This window comes from Neisseria yangbaofengii, assembly GCF_014898075.1.
Taxonomy (GTDB): domain Bacteria; phylum Pseudomonadota; class Gammaproteobacteria; order Burkholderiales; family Neisseriaceae; genus Neisseria; species Neisseria yangbaofengii.
In genome coordinates this window covers 2,522,918-2,541,145 of record NZ_CP062976.1, presented here as the reverse complement: position 1 = coordinate 2,541,145, position 18,228 = coordinate 2,522,918, and the positions used below count along the sequence as shown (strand labels likewise).

The window sequence follows — 18,228 nt, the reverse complement described above, 5'->3', positions numbered from 1 at the left end:
GGGTTCACTTTAAAAGTAGGACAAGGCGGTGAGCCGAAGACAGTTGGATAATACGGCTAGGCGAACCAACGCCGTACTATTTTAAAGTGAATCCACTATATCCATCGGCTTGAATCATATATAAAAGCCAACAGGCCGTCCCAACGGCTTTCAGACGGCCTTATGCGTGGAAAATCCCAGCGTTGTTTACACTTTTTCTTTTTTGCCTGAAGACCCGTTTGTGGATTTTCGAGTGTTGCCAAGAATGCCGAAAGGCACGGCAAAGGCATGGTTCTTGATAACACCCGAAAATCCTAAAACAATCGTTCGGGCAAAAAACAAAAACTGTTGTGCATAAAAAGTGTAAACAACCCGGCGATTTTCTACACCTGCAAAACTCCTTCAAAAAGCCGGCGCAGGAAGGTATTCGCTTTTAGTTATGGCAAACTATTGAATAAAATAGGTTGCTTAAATGTTGAAGATGGATTCCTGCCTGCGCGGGAATGACGGCCGTTCGGATATTTATTGATAGCTTATAAAGCTTTGCAAAAGTCTCTACCTGCTAACCATGACGAAAAAACAAAAAAGCCCGATGTCTATCATCGGGCTTTTACCAAGATTTATTGATCAATCTTTGCGGGTTTCCACCAAAATCATCTCAACTTCAACACTTTCAGTTTCCGCTTTCGGCACATCGGCACGGCGCAAACCGTACACTTTTTCCGGTTGCGCTTGGGCAGCCAAGGCGGCAACAGCATCAGGGTTGGTTTCGACAAACACCAAGTCGCCCAATGGCGGCATGGCATCAGCAGGTTTCACCGCAACTGCCTGCTCTTTTGCCACCATTTCTTGCACCGCCGCTTCGACTTCTTTGGATGCTTTGGCCGCAATCAGCTCGTCTTCCATTACCGCCACGGCTTGGGCTTCTTGGTCGGCCGGCACGGCAGTCATCGGCAGAAATTCATCAGACGCTTCAATGGCAAATACTGAAGTCACGGCAGCGGTTACATTGCCGACGGCCCTGTCGATCATGGCGCGTTCGTCATCGGTGCTTTCTTCCACACGGATGGCTTCCGCTTCAGGTGTTTCGGTTTTGATAGCGGAAGTCACGGCTTCCGCTTCAATCGGATCCGGAATCACTACCACTAATGGTGCATGGCCTTTCTCCTCTACCGCAGGCTTACCCGGTACGGCAACAGCCACCGGATCTCGTGCCACGGCTTCGCCAAACACATGCGCCACAGCAAAGCGGACTTTATCTGCCGAATCGGCGATATTCAGATAATGTTCGATTTTCTCGGCAGACGGAATATTGCGTTTTTTGTTGCTGCGGCGATCACGCTGATTGCGGTTGTTGCTGCGATCGCGTTGGTTGCGGTTGTTGCGCTCGTGTGGCTGCTTCTCAGCAGCCGGTGCGGTTTCAACGGCTACCTCCCCCACGTTTTCCGCTGCAACATTTTCAGCCATTGCGTTTTCTGAAGTAGTTTCAACGGCAATGTTTTTGTTGGTATTGCGGTTGTTGCGGCTGCGTTTGCCGGCGGCCGGTGCGGCTTGCCCGGCGGCTTCAGACGGCATATCGGTCAGGTCGGCAACCGGTGCGGCCGCGGCTTGGTTGCGTTCTTCTTTATTCGAACGGTTGCGCTCGCGGCGGTTGCGGTTGTTTTCCTTGTCTTCTGTTTTGGTTTCGGCCTTGTTTTCGGCTCTGCTGTCAACGGCTTTAGTTTCCTTGGCTTTGGCGCTGACTTCCTGCACTTCTACCTTGCTGCCGTCACGCTTGTTGCGGCGCGGGTTTTGGCGGCGGTTTTGCTGACGGCGGTTGTTATTGCCGTTGCGGTTGGCCTGGCGTTTTTCTGCCTTCTCTTCCGCCGGTCTTTCAGCCTCGGCAGAGATTGCCGAACCACCGAAGATTTTGCCCAACCAGGCTTTGAAGTTGTCCCACCAAGTGGCCGGTTTTTGCCCCGCCGCGGTCGGCGCAGGCTGTGTGTGCTGCACGCCTTTTACCGCAGGTTCAGGGCGGGCAGCTTTGGCACGCTCGCTGCCGAACGGTTTGGCGTTTTCGTCTTCCGCAGGCTCCGCCACGCGTTTGTAGCTCGGTTCACCATCTTCTTCTACGTCATCGGTGCGGATTCGGCTGATTTCGTAATGAGGATTTTCCAGATGAATGTTCGGAATCAGCAATACCGACACGTCCAAACGCTCTTCCAAGCCAAACAGCTCGGCGCGTTTTTCGTTCAACAGGAAGGTCGCCACATCCACCGGCACTTGTGCATGCACTTCGCCGGTATTGTCTTTCATGGCTTCTTCTTGAATGATGCGCAACACGTGCAGCGCGGTCGATTCAATGCCGCGGATTACGCCGGTACCGGCGCAGCGCGGACAGGCCACATGGCTGCTTTCGCCCAAAGCCGGTTTCAGACGTTGGCGGCTCAATTCAAGCAGACCGAAGCGGGAAAGCTTGCCCATCTGCACGCGGGCGCGGTCTTTTTTCAGCGCATCACGCAACACGTTTTCCACATCGCGTTGGTGTTTCGGGTTTTCCATGTCGATGAAATCGATGACCACCAAGCCGCCCAAGTCGCGCAAACGCATTTGGCGCGCTACTTCTTCGGCCGCTTCCATATTGGTTTTGAAGGCGGTGTCTTCGATATCGGCGCCGCGTGTGGCACGGGCGGAGTTGACGTCAATCGACACCAGCGCTTCGGTGTGATCAATCACGATGGCGCCGCCTGAAGGCAAACTCACGCTGCGTGAGAATGCACTTTCGATTTGGTGTTCGATTTGGAAGCGTGAGAACAACGGCGTATGGTCTTCGTAAAGTTTCAGACGGCCTACGTTGTTCGGCATCACATAGCTCATGAATTCAGACACTTGGTCGTGCACTTCTTGATTGTCGACCAAAATCTCGCCGATATCCGGACGATAATAATCGCGGATGGCACGAATCAGCAGCGAGCTTTCCATAAACAGCAAATACGGATCTTTGTGCGCTTCACCCGCTTCTTCGATGGCACGCCACAGTTTCAGCAGGTAATCGAAATCCCACTGCAATTCTTCCACGCTGCGGCCGATACCGGCGGTGCGGGCAATCAGGCTCATGCCGCGCGGTACGTCCAATTCCGCCATAGCGGCTTTCAGTTCCTGACGCTCTTCGCCTTCGATACGGCGCGATACGCCGCCGCCGCGCGGATTGTTCGGCATCAAAACCAGATAGCGTCCGGCCAGACTGATAAAGGTGGTGAGCGCTGCGCCTTTGTTGCCCCGTTCGTCTTTTTCAACCTGAACGATGACCTGCATGCCCTCTTTCAAGACATCTTGAATGCGGGCTCTGCCGCCTTCGTAATCTTGGAAATACGAACGCGACACTTCTTTAAACGGCAAAAAGCCGTGGCGGTCGGTTCCGTAATCCACGAAACACGCTTCCAGCGACGGCTCGATACGGGTAATCACCCCTTTGTAAATATTGCCTTTACGCTGTTCTTTACCCAGCGTTTCGATGTCTAAATCGAGCAGATTTTGGCCATCGACAATCGCAACGCGCAGCTCTTCGGCTTGCGTTGCATTAAATAACATACGTTTCATGATAGTAACCTCGTTGGGCTGCACCGTCTTTTCAGACGGCCTCACGCAGCCGGCCGGCACTCACGAGCGGGACGCGCTGCCGGCTTGAATACTTGCGCCGGCAGGTTGCTTGTCCTGATGTAATCAGTTTTTGAGTTGAATTTCCGCAAGGTTTCATGCCGCCTGGAAAATACGGTCATGTGCGGTCGGGTTCGGATAAAGAAGGTCATAAAGAACAATTCGGTATCATGAAATTAAGATACCGCCGCCTGTATACCGTCTTTTCAGTATGCCAGGCCTAAAATTAAGCGCGGATTGAACCTCATCAAGCCGCATAAATCAGGTAGCCGTCATCTTCTTCATCGTTTGCCTGTTGTTATTCTTCAGATTGCTGCGCGGCGGGCGAACCCCGAAAATCCGTTCGTCTTATGCTCTGTGAGATGGGCAAATCAATTCAAACTTAATTACGCTCTTCCGTTTACTGGCTGTGCATAAACAGAAGGAAATGCTTTGTAGAGTGCGTTTTTAATATAAAATCTATTTTTAACAATAAATCCGTTTTCCGAAAGGGCTTCCCCTGCGGCAGCGGCGGCCGCAACTTCATGCCGCGCGCCCGTTTACAAAACGGTGTAAACGAATGTTTGGATTATAGAGAAAATGTACCCGATACGCAAAGATTCAGTCAGCCAAATCACCCTTACCGAACATGAAGCAGGCCAACGCCTTGATAACTATCTGATAAAAATTCTCAAGGGCGTGCCTAAAAGCCATATTCACCGCATTATCCGCGCCGGTGAAGTACGGCTGGATAAAAAGCGCTGCAAACCCGGCACCCGCATCGCAGCCGGCCAAATTTTGCGCATTCCACCCATCCGCATTGCTGAAAAACAGAGGCCGTCTGAACAAACTCCCGCCCCTGCGCGCGAATTTGAGATTGTGTATGAAGACGATGCTTTGTTGGTCATTAACAAACCTTGGGGCGTAGCGGTACATGGCGGCAGCGGCGTGAGTTTCGGCGTGATCGAACAAATCCGCCAAGCCCGTCCCGAAGCCAAATATCTGGAATTGGTGCACCGCCTTGATAAAGACACCAGCGGCCTGCTCATGATTGCCAAAAAACGCAGCGCCTTGGTGAAACTGCACGAAATGATCCGCAACGACCATCCGAAAAAAATCTATCTGGCGCTGGGCGTGGGCAGTCTGAACAACGCCCGTTTCCACGTCAAACTGCCATTGTTCAAATATACCGGCGCACAAGGCGAAAAAATGGTGCGCGTGAGTGACGACGGCCAATCGGCGCACACCATTTTCCGCGTACTCAAACGTTATTCAGACGGCCTACTGCACCAAGTCGGCCTGTCTGCGCTTACTTTAGTCGAAGCCACGCTCAAAACCGGCCGCACCCACCAAATCCGCGTGCATATGCAGTCGCAACACAGCCCTATTGCCGGCGACGAGCGCTACGGTGACTACCAAGCCAACAAACGCCTGCAAAAACTCGGCCTAAAGCGCATGTTCCTCCATGCTTCCGAACTGCATTTAGACCATCCGCTCACGGGCGGGAAGCTGATTTTAAAAGCCGAACTGCCGCAGGAATTGACGCAGTTTATTGTGATGTTGGACAATCAGCATCAGGCCGTCTGAACAAGACAAACAAAATACAAAAAAGGTGCATCATGAAGAAACCCGCTTTCTCCAAACTGTCGGTAGCGGCGCTTACTACGCCGGCCTTTTCCGGATGCCATTTAACCGGCAGTGCTTTGGACAACTTGGACGGCTTGCCTAAAACCACTATTTCAAAGATGAAAACACCTATTCTTTTCGGCTTCACCAAACCCGACAGCAAAAACCTGCCGCCTAGCCGTTTGGCGCTGTTCGCTGAAAACGGCCTGTGTTACCGACATTACGCCCGAAAACGAGTTGGGCAAAGTTTTGCGGGCAACGGAATTGGGCAAACAATTTGAAGTGGCAAACAGCGCAAAAGCTGCCTTACTTCCGCCGCTATAACGGTATCCAAGGGAAGCATACCCCATGCCCCCTCTGCCTTCCGAATACTGTTTCAAAACATACCGTTTCAAAACGCCGGCGGTCGCCCATATCGAAAGCCAAAGAGACGGCGGCGGAGTTAAGAAATGTAAGCGCCGTCTCAGCGATTATACTGACACCGTTTGCCATTGCCGGTAACCTTATCATGCTGCCGGTTATGCCGTTCGTCGGGCCGTTTCTGCGGCCGACCGGTTCAAAAATATAAGCAGACGGGATTGGCATTTCGGACGGCCTAGATTATTGAAACCCCTTAAAAGCTTGATACCCATGACCTCAGGCCGTCCGAACACAAAGGAACCGATTATGAAACCGAAACTCGTTATTTTCGACTGGGACGGCACACTGGCCGACACCACCCTGCCGATTATCGCCACCGTGCAGGAAAGTTTTACCGAAAACGGCCACGCCGCACCCGAAGCCGGCCATATCCGCCCGCTTATCGGCTACAACCTGCCGGCCATCGTGCGCCATCTTGCGCCGGATTTGAACTTACGCCAACATGAAGAAATCATCGAAACCTACGCCGCGCATCACTTAAACCCGAACAACCGCAACATGACCCTGTTCCCTGATGCCATGGCCTGCTTGGAAACGCTGAAAGCACAAGGCTACTGGCTTGCAGTAGCTACCGGCAAAGGCCGCACGGGTTTGGACAATTCCATTGCCCAAACCGGCACCGCCAGCTTTTGGCTGGCTACCGCCTGCGCCAGCGAACAACCGTCGAAACCCGCGCCGGACATGGTGTTGAAATTGTGTGACGAGCTGGGCGTAATGCCGTCTGAAACCGTCGTCATCGGCGACACAACGTATGATTTGGACATGGCCGCCAACGCAGGCGCACAGGCGATTGCAGTCGCCACCGGCGCGCATACGGAAGAAAAACTGCGTACCAGTCCGCATTTGGCGGTTTTGCCGAATTTATCTGCTTTACCGGATTTTTTGGCGGCCTTGTAAACTATCGGATTGCGAACAATAAAAGGCCGTCTGAAAGCCAATGTTTCAGACGGCCTTATATATTGCGCTTTCGTATTCATATCACCGTAAAAACTCTATTTACCCGCAAAGCCGACACACAATTACATACACTTATGCATGCTGTTGTGCAATTACCACCCGCCCAAACCCGCCAATGCCTTATCTTTTCACGCGTTTTAACAAATTATTAAAGGCTTTGAGGCCGTCTGAAATTGCTCTAAACCGGCATACGCATTAAAATACAGGTAATTAAAATACATCCTAACCGCATTCTGTTTATGAACCCGACGCCCTTTATCGAAATGAAAGACGTGGCTTTTGCCTATGGCGACCGCCCGATTCTGAGCAACATCAGTTTCACGATTGAGCAAGGTGCGTTTGCGGCCGTAATGGGCGGCTCGGGCAGCGGCAAAACCACGCTGATGCGCCTGATTACCGGCCAGATTCACCCGCAGCGGGGGCAGGTATTGGTTGAAGGCCGCGATTTGGCCAAGTTTTCCGCCGCCGAACTGCACGAACACCGCCGCCGCATGGGCGTTTTGTTCCAACACGGCGCGTTGTTTACCGATTTGACCGTGTTCGACAACGTGGCGTTTCCCATGCGTGAATTGACCAAACTGCCCGAAGCGGTGATCCGCGATTTGGTATTGCTGAAACTCAATGCCGTCGGCTTGCGCGGCGTGGAAAAATTGATGCCGTCCGAACTGTCCGGCGGTATGGCGCGACGTGTGGCCTTGGCGCGCACCATCGCGCTCGACCCTGAAATTATGCTGTATGACGAACCGTTTACCGGTCTCGACCCGATTTCGCTGGGCGTGATTGCCCACTTAATCAGCCGCGCCAACACTGCTCTGCGTTCGACCAGCGTGATGGTGACGCACGATATTGAAAAATCGCTGCAAATCGTCGATCAAGTGATTTTTTTGGCGCACGGCGAAATCATGTTCAGCGGCTCACCTGCCGAAATGAGCGAACTCGATTCGCCGTGGGTGCAGCAGTTTGTCGGCGGCTTAGCCGATGGACCGGTGGCCTACCGTTATCCGGCGCAAACAACTTTGCAGCAGGATTTATTAGGCGGTTAAGCATCACGTTCAGACGGCCTTATGTGTAGAAAACCCTAGCGTTGTTTACGCTTTTTGTTTTTTGCCTGAAGATCCGTTTTGGGGGATTTCCGAGTGTTGCCAAGAATGCCGAAAGGCACGGCAAAGCCGCACGGTTCTTGATAACGCCCGAAAATCCTGAAACAATCGTTCGGGCAAAAAACAAAAGCTGTTGTGCATAAATAAAGTGTAAACAACCCGGCGACTCCCTATACCTGCTGTGAAGGCCGTCTGAAACATCACAAGGAGAAGCCATGCCTTCGACCCCATATAAAATCCGCCCCGGCACGACGGCCGTTGCTGTTAACGATGCCGCCGCCAAACTCGGCCTGACCTTGGCTTCCCCGTGGAAACGCTTGGGCGCGGTAGTGATTAACCAATTTTTTGCAATGGTGTGTTTTATCGTGATGGCAGCCGTATTCAGCCTAACCGACCAATACACGCTGAGTAATGATGCGTTTTTGTTCATCAACTTGGGCACGTCGTTACTGTTGCTGCTGTTTTATCTCGGTGTGCAGCTTCATTTTATCCGTCGCCGCGGCCAAACCGTCGGCAAGCGGTTGATGAAGATTCGGCCGGTACTGGAAGCGACAGGCGAACGGCTGACGGCGGCGCAATATGTGTTCAGGCGCGAGCTGTTGGTTTATGCCGTTAATAGCTTGGTCGGCCTGCCGATTTTGATTAATGCTTTTTTGGTGCTGGCGCGCGGTTACAACCGCCGTTCGCTGGAAGACATGCTGGCGCAAACCATCGTAGTGGACGCACCCGACCATTAAACAAACCTTTTCCGGTTTCAGACGGCCCGATGAGCAGGCCATCTGAAAGATAACTGTTTTAAAAATATGAATTTTATCCAATCCGTCGGCTCAAAAACCTTGGGCTTTATCCAATCTCTCGGCAGCGTGACCTTGTTTCTGCTGCAAATTCTGGCGAAATCGGCCACGGCGTTTACCCGCCCGCACCTGAGCATTCGTCAGATTTATTTTGCCGGTGTGATGTCGGTCTTGATTATTGCCGTTTCGGGCTTATTTGTCGGCATGGTACTCGGTTTGCAAGGCTACACGCAGTTGGCGAAATTCAAAGCCGCCGATGTGTTGGGCTATATGGTGGCCGCTTCCCTTTTGCGCGAACTGGGACCGGTATTGGCGGCGATTTTGTTTGCCAGCAGCGCAGGCGGCGCGATGACCAGCGAAATCGGCCTGATGAAAACCACCGAGCAGCTTGAAGCGATGAACGTAATGGCGGTCGATCCTGTTGCCCGCGTGGTGGCGCCGCGCTTTTGGGCAGGCGTGTTTTCCATGCCGCTTTTGGCCTCGATTTTCAACGTGGCCGGTATTTTCGGCGGCTATCTGGTCGGCGTGCAGTGGCTGGGCTTGGACAGCGGCATTTTCTGGTCGCAAATGCAAAGCAACATGACCATCGGCTACGATGTCGTCAACGGCCTGATTAAATCGGTGGCGTTCGGCATAGCCGTGACACTGATCGCCGTGCATCAAGGTTTTCACTGCGTGCCGACTTCCGAAGGGATTTTACGCGCCAGCACACGCACGGTGGTGTCTTCCGCCCTGACCATTTTGGCAATTGATTTTGTTTTAACCGCATGGATGTTTACTGAGTAACGACAATGAAAAAAAGTATTTTGGAATTTTGGGTCGGTTTGTTTATCTTATTGGGCGTGGCGGCCGTAGGCTTTTTGGCCTTCCGCGTAGCAGGCGGCTCCGGCATGGGCAGCACGCAGCAAACCTATACCGTATATGCCGATTTCAGCGACATCGGCGGTTTGAAATCAAACGCGCCGGTTAAATCCGCAGGCGTATTGGTCGGCCGCGTTTCCGCCATCACGCTCGACCCGAAAAGCTATCAGGCACGCGTGACCCTGAACATCAGCAAACAATATGAATTCAGCAGCGACGTTTCCGCCCAAATCCTCACTTCCGGTCTCTTGGGCGAACAATACATCGGCTTGATGCAAGGCGGCGACACGGACAATTTGGCCGAAGGCGACACCATCAGCGTCACCAGCTCGGCCATGGTTTTGGAAAACTTAATCGGCAAATTCATGACCGGCTTTGCCGAAAAACAATCCGGCAATTCTGATTCAGCCACTTCGGCCGACGCAGATTCTGCCCCATAAACACAACAATATTTTTTTAATTTTAGGAATACGCAAACATGAAAAAATCAGCATTCTTCAGTGCCTTGGGCATCGGTTTATTGAGCATCAGCTTAGCGGCTGCCGCTCCTGCAGATGCGGTAAACCAAATCCGCCAAAACGCGACTCAGGTTCTGACCATCTTGAAAAGCGGCGATGCCAACACTGCCCGCCGCAAAGCAGAAGACTACGCCATGCCTTATTTCGATTTCCAACGCATGACCGCGTTGGCCGTGGGCAACCCTTGGCGCACCGCCACTGATGCACAAAAACAGGCATTGACCAAAGAATTCCAAACTCTGTTGATCCGCACCTACTCCGGCACCATGATGAAATTCAAAAATGCCAAAGTAAACGTGAAAGACAATCCCGTCGTTGCCCGCAACGGTAAAGAAATTACCGTACGTGCCGAAGTGAGCGTGGCAGGTGAAAAACCGGTCAACATGGATTTCACCACCTATCAAAGCGGCAACCGCTACCGCGTGTACAACGTGGCCGTTGAAGGCGCAAGCTTGGTAACTGTGTACCGCAACCAATTCGGCGAAACCGTGAAAGCCAAAGGCATCGACGGTCTGATTGCCGACCTGAAAGCCAAAAACAGCGGCAAATAATCCTTAAGCGCACGGCTTTGGCCGTGCCTTTTTACGCCAAACTGCATAGACTCAAAACCTCATGAATTCAGAACTTCGCGACAACGTGCTGTATCTGGGCGGCGACATTACCGTCAAAACCGTGACCGATTCAGCCTACCGCCAATTCGAGCAGCAATGCCGTCTGAAAGAAACCTGTGCGCTTGATTTAAGCAATGTCAGCCGCGCCGATTCCGCCTGCGTATCGCTGCTGCTGACCGCATTTCGTTTAAAAAACAAAGCCGTCGAACTGCGCCACATTCCCGAATCGGTGCGGGCGCTGGCTGATCTGTATGAAATTAAAGACTGGGTGACCCCATGAAAAAAACCGCTGCTTCCCTGCTGCTTATCGGCTTATCCGCCGCCCAACCGGCCTTTGCCGAACGCAATCCGGCCGACCCTTACGAGCCTTACAACCGCGCCGTCTCCAAGTTCAACGACAAAGCCGACCAATACGTCATGGCACCCATTGCCCGCGGCTACCGTAAAGTCACGCCACAGCCTGTGCGCACCGGCGTGAGCAACTTTTTCAACAACCTGCGCGACGTAGTCAGCTTCGGCAGCAACGTGTTGCGTCTCGACATCAAACGCGCCAGCGAAGATTTGGTGCGCGTCGGCCTGAATACCACCTTCGGCTTGGGCGGTTTGATTGACGTAGCAGGCGCAGGCGGCGTGCCGAACAACAAAAATTCCTTGGGTGACACCATGGCTTCATGGGGCTGGAAAAACAGCAATTACTTTGTCGTGCCGCTGATAGGACCTTCTACCGTGCGCGACACCTTGGGTACAGCCGTAACCGTGGCTTATCCGGTGAAAAACGCGGTGTTTGAAACCAGTGCCGGCCGCTGGAGCACCACCGCACTCAACGCCGTCGAGACCCGCGAAAACCTGCTCGACTTAACCGACAGCCTGGAAGGTGCCGCCATCGACAAATACAGCTACACCCGCGATTTGTACATGCGTGTGCGCAACCGGCAAACCGGCGGCCAAGCCGTGCAAAGTACCGACGAAGACATCGACATCGATGATTTGGTCGACAGTGGCAACCCCGCGCAAAACGCTCCGATCGAAGCGGCCGAACCCGACACCGCCGCACCTGCTGATGATTGGGAAAATCTCCAGCCTGCCGGCAGCGGCATGATTCGCTTGGATTAATTAACCGCATGATGCCCAGGCCGTCTGAAAACATACATTGCGTTCAGACGGCCTGAAAACTTTGCCCCCTCCGGATTTGAGTGCCGTTCGTCGTTAACGCAGCGCATAACGAAGAAATGTGCCAAAGATGGCAATTTTGCCAAGGTCACGGCCTTTTCATGACACCCCCTTTGGGCTATTATTCCAGTACGTTCAGCGCAAAAGACCGGGCCAACCGCTCCACCCAACAAAAGGAAACCACCATGTACGAAGTCAACCGCAGCGTCTTTTTACTCGTGCCGCTCGATCCATTTTGGAACTGGCTGCAATCCCTGCCCGGCAACCATCTGGCCGATCTGACTTTGGAAGATTTGCAGGCCGATGCCAATGCCTATCTCGTACGCCCGTGCGAAACCTCTGATGAAGTATGGGACGAAATCGAATCGCGCTTTGAAGATATTTTCGCTGCCGAACTGGCCGACTGGTGCGAAGACGAAAGCAAGTGGCCGGATTTGCACGCCGATATTTTCAACGAATGGTTCGATATCCAGCTCTCCACCGTCATCACCGACTTGGAAGCCGAGCCATTGGCGCGCGAAGCGTTTCAGCCATTGAATTTGAATTAATCTATTTGATAGGCCGTCTGAAAACAGATTACTGTGCGCCCTATGCTTTCAGACGGCCTCATGAACCCATGAATATCCGCGTCCGCAATTACCACATCGACAGCTACGGCCACGTCAACCACGCGCGCTATCTTGAGTTTCTCGAAGAAGCGCGCTGGATACTTTTCGACCAACGCGGTTTATTATCGCTGCTGGATAACGTACATTTGGTCGTCGCCCGCATCGACATCCGCTACCGCCGCCCCGCTGTCGACGGCAACGAATTGCGCGTACACAGCCACATCAAAGAATTAACCGCGCGCCACCTGCTGCTGACGCAAACCATCGAACTGGTGCACAGCGGCAAAAACGCCGTTGAAGCCGACATCACGCTAATGCCGGTCGATGCCGCCGGCGGCCGCAGCATCCGTTTTCCCGACAACCTGTTAACCTCGCTTGAATCATTTATCGCATGAAAAAACCGATTACCCTCGCCGCCGCGGCCATTGTCGGCGCATTGTTGGCCTTTATCCTGATTCCCGACAACAAATCCGCGCCAACATTCAGCCTGACTGATTTGCACGGCCAAACGGTCAATAATGCCGGCCTGCAAGGCAAAGTGACCTTTATCAATTTCTGGTTCCCATCCTGTCCCGGCTGCGTGAGCGAAATGCCGAAAGTCATCAAAATGGCCAACGGTTATCAGGGCAAAGATTTCCAAGTGTTGGGGATTGCCGAACCGATTGACCCGGTTGAAAGCGTGCATCAATACGTCAAAGAATACGGCCTGCCGTTTACCGTGATGTACGATGAGGGCGGCACCGTCGGCAAAGCCTTCGGCACACAGGTTTACCCGACTTCCGTGCTCATCAACAAAAAAGGCGAAGTCCTGAAAACCTTTGTCGGCGAACCGGATTTCAACAAGCTTTACCAAGAAATCGACCAAGAATTGGCAAAGTAAGCGATGATTTTAAAAAGGCCGTCTGAAACGGAAAAGTTTCAGACGGCCTTTGATTCAATCAACGATTACGCCTTTTCTTCAAAACGCTTCGCCGCTTCATCCCAGTTCACCACATTCCAGAACGCTTTGACGTAGTCCGGCCGGCGGTTTTGGTATTGCAGATAATAAGCGTGTTCCCACACGTCCAAACCGATAATCGGGTAGCCTTTGCAGCCGGCCACGTCTTCGCCCATCAGCGGTGAGTCTTGGTTGGCGGTCGACACCACTTTCAGGCGGTCGCCATCCAACACCAGCCATGCCCAGCCCGAACCGAAACGGCCGGCGGCGGCTTTTTCAAATTCGGCTTTGAATTCGTCTACCGAACCGAAATCGCGCTCAATGGTTTCTTTCAGACGGCCTTGCAAAGTGGTGCCGGTTTTCAGGTTTTTCCAAAAGAAAGCGTGGTTGGCATGACCGCCGGCATTGTTGCGCAACACAGTTTGCTTATCGGCCGGCAATTCTTTCAAGCGTGCAATCAGCTCTTCCGCCGGCAAAGCTGCAAACTCGGGCAGCGATTCCAACGCTGCATTGGCATTATTGACATAAGCCTGATGGTGCTTGGTGTGGTGAATGTTCATCGTCATTTCATCGAAATGCGGCTCCAAAGCATCATAGGCGTAGCCCAGTTCAGGTAAAGTGTAAGCCATATGCGTTCCTTTCTCTTTGCAGTTGTGCGTGGCGAATTAAATAATATTGATATTAATTCCTATTTGCAAAATAAGCAAGCCTAACCGCACGCCGAAGATAAGCACACAATCCCTTGACTTATCCTTTATAATAACTCTCAACCCATTATTTTTCAGACGGCCTGCTGTAGGAAATTGTCGGGTTGTTTACACTTTTTATGCAAAACAGCTTTTGTTTTTTTACCCGAATGATTGTTTTAGGATTTTTGAGCATTATCGAGAACCATGCGGCTTTGCCGTGCCTTTCGGCATTCTTGGCAACACTCGGAAATCCCAACATGGGCCTTCAAGCAAATAACGCAAAAGTGTAAACAACGCTAGGATTTTCTACACCACTTTCTAATCCAAACAATACCCATAGGCCGTCTGAAACACCAAACAACTTTTTAAAAATATTGAGAATCAAATGAAATTCATCGACGAAGCAAAAATCGAAGTTGCCGCAGGCAAAGGCGGTAACGGCGCAGCCAGTTTCCGCCGCGAAAAATTCGTACCGCGCGGCGGGCCGGACGGCGGCGACGGCGGCAAAGGCGGCAGCGTGTGGGCAGTTGCCGACGAAAACACCAACACCCTCGTAGAATACCGTTTCGTCAAACGCTATCAGGCGAAAAACGGCGAAAAAGGACACGGCTCCGACCGCTACGGCGCAGGCGCAGACGACATCGAACTCAAAATGCCCGTCGGCACCCTGATTCGGGACACCGACACCGACGAAATCGTCGCCGACCTTACCCACCACGGCCAACGCATCTGCCTCGCCAAAGGCGGCAAAGGCGGCTTGGGCAATATCCACTTCAAATCCTCGGTAAACCGTGCGCCCAAACAGTCCACGCCCGGCGAAGAAGGCGAAGCCCGCTCGCTGCATTTGGAACTGAAAGTCCTCGCCGACGTCGGTCTTTTAGGAATGCCCAACGCCGGCAAATCCACCCTGATTTCCGCCGTATCCGCCGCCCGCCCGAAAATCGCCAACTACCCGTTTACCACCCTGCACCCAAATTTAGGCGTGGTACGTTTGGACGAAAACAACAGCTTCGTCATGGCAGACATTCCCGGCCTGATCGAAGGCGCAGCCGAAGGCGCAGGCTTGGGACACCGTTTCCTCAAACACCTCTCCCGCACCGGCTTATTGCTGCACGTCGTCGATTTGGCTCCGTTTGACGAAAGCGTCAACCCCGCTGCCGAAGCCTTGGCGATTGTCGAAGAACTGCGCAAATACGACGAAACCCTCTACGACAAACCCCGCTGGCTGGTTTTAAACAAACTCGATATGCTCAGCGAAGAAGAAGCCGAAGAGCGCACCGCCGACTTCCTCGCCCAAATCGGCTGGGACTACCCCGAACCCGACGACCGCTTCCAATTCGACTTAACCACCCCACGCCTTTTCAAAATCAGTGCCTTAGCACACCAAGGCACACAAGAACTCGTGCGCCAAATCGGTATGTATCTGAATGAGAAAAAACGGATTGAAGCCGAAAAAGCAGCGGCGGAACAAGCAGCCAACGCCGAAACCGCCGAACAGCAACCGAAAACCGATACGAGCGTGTTTAAGGCGGAATAAGGAATCAGGTTTTCAGACGGCTCGCAGGTGGGATACAGGTCGTCTGAAATATTGTTTGAAAGAGCAAACGGTCAGTGTTGGATAACGTACAATGGCGAATAATCCCAAGATTTGGCTTGATTTTGATGAGCAGCTTGAACTATTAAAAACTCGAGGTCTGCAAGTTGAAAATGAGCAAAAAGCTAAAGAATATTTAGCTCGAATCGGATACTACCGCTTAAGCGGCTATTTTTATTCTTTACGCGAAGTATCCGGCGAATTGGTCATACTGGATCAATTTAAAAAACCCAAAAAAGTCAAAACCGATAAATTAACATTAGATACGTTTAAACCCAATGCTTGTTTTAAAGATGCAGTTGATTTATACGTATTCGACAAGCAATTGCGCTTATTGGTGTCTGATGCTTTAGAACGGATTGAAGTCGCTCTCCGAACCGATATTGCTCATACGTTAGGCGGCCGGCTGGATAAGTTTGCCTATCTTAAACCTGAATGTCTTCACGAAGACTTTGCCAATCCAGAAAATTTAGATAGCCATAAAGGTATTACCAACCATCAAGTTTGGTTAGCTAAACATGCTGCATTAATCTCTCGATCAAAAGAGGGTTTTATCCATCATAATAAAACCAAATACGGTTTACCTATTCCTATATGGGTTGCCTGTGAAATATGGGATTTTGGTACTATGTCAACATTGTTTGCCAGAATGCGCACACAAGAACAAGATGAAATTTCAACGAAATACGGTGTGGCAAACGGCAGAATTTTCGCCAGTTGGTTAAGAAGTTTAAACCATTTGCGTAATGTATGCGCACACCATTGCCGTTTATGGAACAGAGATATAAAAGACCAACCAAAGTTACCACCAACAGACAGTCTAGCTTGGTTAAGTGCTTTTCCTACAAAAGAAAATCAAGAACAAGCAAAGACACGGTGTTTCTTACTACTGCTCATCTGCAAGCATTTACTGAGCATCATTAACCCTTCGTCAAGCTGGTGCTGCCGAATGAAACAACACTTGCTGACTTTCCCAGAATTGAGTGATTTGGGACTAAACTTGCAAGGTATGGGAGCACCTGCTGATTGGCAGAACTGGTGGACATGAAAAAACTCCCCAGCAGCCATACTGTAACAGTACAACCGAGGGGAGCCGTGTTAATTTGCATTCTACCCCCCTCCCTATCTTCTGTCAAAACAAAAACCGATTATCCTCATTATGAAACCGATTATGCCAACCATCTACAACACCCTGACCCGCCAAAAAGAACCTTTTGCGCCCATCGACCCCGCAAACGTGCGTATGTACGTTTGCGGCATGACGGTTTACGACTATTGCCATCTCGGACATGCCCGTGTGATAGTGGTGTTCGATATGATTGCCCGCTGGCTGCGCCAGAGCGGTTATCCGCTCACTTATGTGCGCAACATCACCGACATCGACGACAAAATCATTGCCCGTGCAGCGGAAAACGGGGAAAGCATCGGCGATTTGACCGGACGCTTTATCCAAGCCATGCACGAAGATGCGGACGCTTTGGGCGTACTGCGTCCCGACATCGAACCGAAGGCGACGGAAAACATTGCGCAGATGATTGCGATGATTGAGCGGCTGATTGCCAAAGGCAAGGCGTATGCGGCGGATAACGGCGACGTGTATTATGCGGTGCGTGAATTTGCGGCATACGGCCAGCTTTCGGGCAAATCTTTAGACGATTTGCGGGCGGGCGAACGGGTGGAAGTGGACGGCTTCAAACGCGACCCGCTGGATTTTGTGCTGTGGAAAGCGACGAAAGCGGGCGAACCGGCGTGGGAAAGCCCGTGGGGTTCGGGTCGGCCGGGCTGGCATATCGAATGTTCGGCGATGAGCGAAAACCTGTTCGGCGACACCTTCGATATTCACGGCGGCGGCGCAGATTTGCAGTTTCCGCACCATGAAAACGAAATCGCCCAAAGCGTGGGGGCGAACGGTCATTCCTGCGGTCATCACCACGTCGGCAAAACCATTGAAAGCCATGTGAAATATTGGCTGCACAACGGCTTTATCCGTGTGGACGGCGAAAAAATGTCCAAATCGCTGGGCAATTTCTTCACCATTCGCGACGTGTTGAAACAATACGACCCCGAAGTGGTGCGCTTCTTTATCCTGCGTGCACACTACCGCAGCCCGCTGAACTATTCCGATGCGCATCTGGACGATGCCAAAGGTGCATTGACACGTCTCTATACGGCGCTGAAAAACACCATGCCGTCTGAAAATCCGGCAAATTTGGAGAATGATTACGCCCGCCGTTTCGTGGCGGCAATGAACGACGATTTCGACACGGTGCAGGCAGTAGCGGTATTGTTTGAACTGGCAAACGAAGTCAATAAAACCCAAAACGCCGAACTGGCGGCCTGTCTGAAACATCTGGCGGGCATCATCGGCCTGCTGCAACGCAACCCGACCGAATTTCTGCAGGGCGGTTCGGTTTCAGACGGCCTGTCTAACGAAGAAATCGAAGCGCTGATTGAAGCCCGCAAACAGGCCCGTGCCGATAAAAACTGGGCGGAATCCGACCGCATTCGCGATGTATTGGCAGCAGAAAACATTATTCTGGAAGACAAATCCGGCATCACCACTTGGCGCCGTGGCTAAAACTTGAAAAACCACGATTCAATCGGTTGATTAAAGGCTTCGTTTGGTCTGATATTTTTCAGGCCAAACGAAGCTTTTTAATGGCAGTTGCTGAATCCTTTACCGAAATCATCAAAATATTAATATTTTATGACTATCGAATCACCACCGGCATCAATATCTTTGTCCCAT

General features: G+C 51.9%; 18 protein-coding genes. 16 read left to right on the top strand and 2 right to left on the bottom strand.

Annotation, left to right across the window (positions count from 1 at the left end; genetic code table 11):
- Positions 1–606: 606 nt before the first annotated feature.
- A complete protein-coding gene (locus tag H4O27_RS12345; protein WP_165009286.1) occupies positions 607–3,558 on the bottom strand; it encodes an Rne/Rng family ribonuclease in 2,952 nt (983 codons plus the stop codon).
- Between the two features lie 636 nt (positions 3,559–4,194).
- On the opposite strand from H4O27_RS12345, the gene H4O27_RS12340 reads away from it, so the two are divergent.
- The 13 genes from H4O27_RS12340 (at position 4,195) to H4O27_RS12280 (ending at position 13,139) form a co-directional block, all read left to right on the top strand.
- Entirely contained in the window at positions 4,195–5,181 is a 987-nt protein-coding gene (locus H4O27_RS12340; protein ID WP_165009288.1) for an RluA family pseudouridine synthase, read from the top strand.
- 32 nt (positions 5,182–5,213) lie between these two features.
- A complete protein-coding gene (locus H4O27_RS12335) occupies positions 5,214–5,501 on the top strand; it encodes a hypothetical protein (protein ID WP_165009290.1) in 288 nt (95 codons plus the stop codon).
- 382 nt (positions 5,502–5,883) lie between these two features.
- Complete coding sequence (locus H4O27_RS12330) at positions 5,884–6,537, top strand: HAD-IA family hydrolase (RefSeq protein WP_193004434.1); 654 nt, start codon at positions 5,884–5,886, stop codon at positions 6,535–6,537.
- 299 nt (positions 6,538–6,836) lie between these two features.
- Entirely contained in the window at positions 6,837–7,640 is an 804-nt protein-coding gene (locus tag H4O27_RS12325; RefSeq protein WP_165009294.1) for an ABC transporter ATP-binding protein, read from the top strand.
- Between the two features lie 272 nt (positions 7,641–7,912).
- Positions 7,913–8,434, top strand: coding sequence for an RDD family protein (locus H4O27_RS12320; RefSeq protein ID WP_165009296.1), 522 nt, complete (start codon positions 7,913–7,915; stop codon positions 8,432–8,434).
- 66 nt (positions 8,435–8,500) lie between these two features.
- Complete coding sequence (gene mlaE, locus H4O27_RS12315; RefSeq protein WP_165009298.1) at positions 8,501–9,277, top strand: lipid asymmetry maintenance ABC transporter permease subunit MlaE; 777 nt, start codon at positions 8,501–8,503, stop codon at positions 9,275–9,277.
- A 5-nt stretch (positions 9,278–9,282) separates the two neighbouring features.
- Positions 9,283–9,792: an outer membrane lipid asymmetry maintenance protein MlaD gene (mlaD, locus tag H4O27_RS12310; RefSeq protein WP_165009300.1), complete on the top strand. Its 510-nt coding sequence runs from the start codon at positions 9,283–9,285 to the stop codon at positions 9,790–9,792.
- Positions 9,793–9,830: 38 nt separating this feature from the next.
- Positions 9,831–10,421, top strand: a complete 591-nt coding sequence (locus H4O27_RS12305; protein ID WP_165009302.1) for an MlaC/ttg2D family ABC transporter substrate-binding protein — start codon at positions 9,831–9,833, stop codon at positions 10,419–10,421.
- 61 nt (positions 10,422–10,482) lie between these two features.
- Positions 10,483–10,761 carry an STAS domain-containing protein gene (locus tag H4O27_RS12300; RefSeq protein WP_165009304.1) on the top strand — a complete coding sequence of 93 codons (279 nt, stop codon included), beginning with the start codon at positions 10,483–10,485 and terminating at the stop codon, positions 10,759–10,761.
- The gene (locus tag H4O27_RS12295; protein ID WP_165009306.1) at positions 10,758–11,594 is read left to right on the top strand and encodes an MlaA family lipoprotein; all 837 of its coding nucleotides are present in this window, start codon (positions 10,758–10,760) and stop codon (positions 11,592–11,594) included. The genes H4O27_RS12300 and H4O27_RS12295 overlap by 4 nt, the downstream gene beginning before the upstream one ends.
- A gap of 242 nt (positions 11,595–11,836) precedes the next feature.
- Positions 11,837–12,199 (top strand): VacJ, encoded by a 363-nt coding sequence (locus H4O27_RS12290; protein ID WP_165009348.1) that lies wholly within the window; start codon positions 11,837–11,839, stop codon positions 12,197–12,199.
- A gap of 68 nt (positions 12,200–12,267) precedes the next feature.
- Positions 12,268–12,654, top strand: a complete 387-nt coding sequence (locus tag H4O27_RS12285) for an acyl-CoA thioesterase (RefSeq protein WP_165009308.1) — start codon at positions 12,268–12,270, stop codon at positions 12,652–12,654.
- Positions 12,651–13,139 carry a peroxiredoxin family protein gene (locus tag H4O27_RS12280; RefSeq protein WP_165009310.1) on the top strand — a complete coding sequence of 163 codons (489 nt, stop codon included), beginning with the start codon at positions 12,651–12,653 and terminating at the stop codon, positions 13,137–13,139. The genes H4O27_RS12285 and H4O27_RS12280 overlap by 4 nt, the downstream gene beginning before the upstream one ends.
- Positions 13,140–13,204: 65 nt before the next feature.
- On the opposite strand, the gene sodA is transcribed toward H4O27_RS12280, so the two are convergent.
- On the bottom strand, positions 13,205–13,825 hold the full coding sequence (sodA, locus tag H4O27_RS12275; RefSeq protein WP_165009312.1) for a superoxide dismutase [Mn]: 621 nt from the start codon (positions 13,823–13,825) through the stop codon (positions 13,205–13,207).
- A gap of 445 nt (positions 13,826–14,270) precedes the next feature.
- Between sodA and obgE the strand changes: the two genes are divergently transcribed.
- The 3 genes from obgE to cysS all read left to right on the top strand — a co-directional run bounded on the left by obgE (position 14,271) and on the right by cysS (position 18,057).
- Positions 14,271–15,422 carry a GTPase ObgE gene (obgE, locus tag H4O27_RS12270; RefSeq protein WP_165009314.1) on the top strand — a complete coding sequence of 384 codons (1,152 nt, stop codon included), beginning with the start codon at positions 14,271–14,273 and terminating at the stop codon, positions 15,420–15,422.
- A 91-nt stretch (positions 15,423–15,513) separates the two neighbouring features.
- Positions 15,514–16,527, top strand: a complete 1,014-nt coding sequence (locus H4O27_RS12265; protein WP_165009316.1) for an Abi family protein — start codon at positions 15,514–15,516, stop codon at positions 16,525–16,527.
- 123 nt (positions 16,528–16,650) lie between these two features.
- Entirely contained in the window at positions 16,651–18,057 is a 1,407-nt protein-coding gene (gene cysS, locus H4O27_RS12260) for a cysteine--tRNA ligase (RefSeq protein ID WP_165009350.1), read from the top strand.
- Positions 18,058–18,228 lie beyond the last annotated feature (171 nt).

What these genes read in the sequence shown, in the direction of transcription:
- H4O27_RS12345 (WP_165009286.1), bottom strand. Translation starts at nt 3,558, where the DNA reads ATGAAACGTATGTTATTTAATGCAACGCAAGCCGAAGAGCTGCGCGTT.
- H4O27_RS12340 (WP_165009288.1), top strand. Translation starts at nt 4,195, where the DNA reads ATGTACCCGATACGCAAAGATTCAGTCAGCCAAATCACCCTTACCGAA.
- H4O27_RS12335 (WP_165009290.1), top strand. Translation starts at nt 5,214, where the DNA reads ATGAAGAAACCCGCTTTCTCCAAACTGTCGGTAGCGGCGCTTACTACG.
- H4O27_RS12325 (WP_165009294.1), top strand. Translation starts at nt 6,837, where the DNA reads ATGAACCCGACGCCCTTTATCGAAATGAAAGACGTGGCTTTTGCCTAT.
- H4O27_RS12320 (WP_165009296.1), top strand. Translation starts at nt 7,913, where the DNA reads ATGCCTTCGACCCCATATAAAATCCGCCCCGGCACGACGGCCGTTGCT.
- mlaE (WP_165009298.1), top strand. Translation starts at nt 8,501, where the DNA reads ATGAATTTTATCCAATCCGTCGGCTCAAAAACCTTGGGCTTTATCCAA.
- mlaD (WP_165009300.1), top strand. Translation starts at nt 9,283, where the DNA reads ATGAAAAAAAGTATTTTGGAATTTTGGGTCGGTTTGTTTATCTTATTG.
- H4O27_RS12305 (WP_165009302.1), top strand. Translation starts at nt 9,831, where the DNA reads ATGAAAAAATCAGCATTCTTCAGTGCCTTGGGCATCGGTTTATTGAGC.
- H4O27_RS12300 (WP_165009304.1), top strand. Translation starts at nt 10,483, where the DNA reads ATGAATTCAGAACTTCGCGACAACGTGCTGTATCTGGGCGGCGACATT.
- H4O27_RS12295 (WP_165009306.1), top strand. Translation starts at nt 10,758, where the DNA reads ATGAAAAAAACCGCTGCTTCCCTGCTGCTTATCGGCTTATCCGCCGCC.
- H4O27_RS12290 (WP_165009348.1), top strand. Translation starts at nt 11,837, where the DNA reads ATGTACGAAGTCAACCGCAGCGTCTTTTTACTCGTGCCGCTCGATCCA.
- H4O27_RS12285 (WP_165009308.1), top strand. Translation starts at nt 12,268, where the DNA reads ATGAATATCCGCGTCCGCAATTACCACATCGACAGCTACGGCCACGTC.
- H4O27_RS12280 (WP_165009310.1), top strand. Translation starts at nt 12,651, where the DNA reads ATGAAAAAACCGATTACCCTCGCCGCCGCGGCCATTGTCGGCGCATTG.
- sodA (WP_165009312.1), bottom strand. Translation starts at nt 13,825, where the DNA reads ATGGCTTACACTTTACCTGAACTGGGCTACGCCTATGATGCTTTGGAG.
- obgE (WP_165009314.1), top strand. Translation starts at nt 14,271, where the DNA reads ATGAAATTCATCGACGAAGCAAAAATCGAAGTTGCCGCAGGCAAAGGC.
- H4O27_RS12265 (WP_165009316.1), top strand. Translation starts at nt 15,514, where the DNA reads ATGGCGAATAATCCCAAGATTTGGCTTGATTTTGATGAGCAGCTTGAA.
- cysS (WP_165009350.1), top strand. Translation starts at nt 16,651, where the DNA reads ATGCCAACCATCTACAACACCCTGACCCGCCAAAAAGAACCTTTTGCG.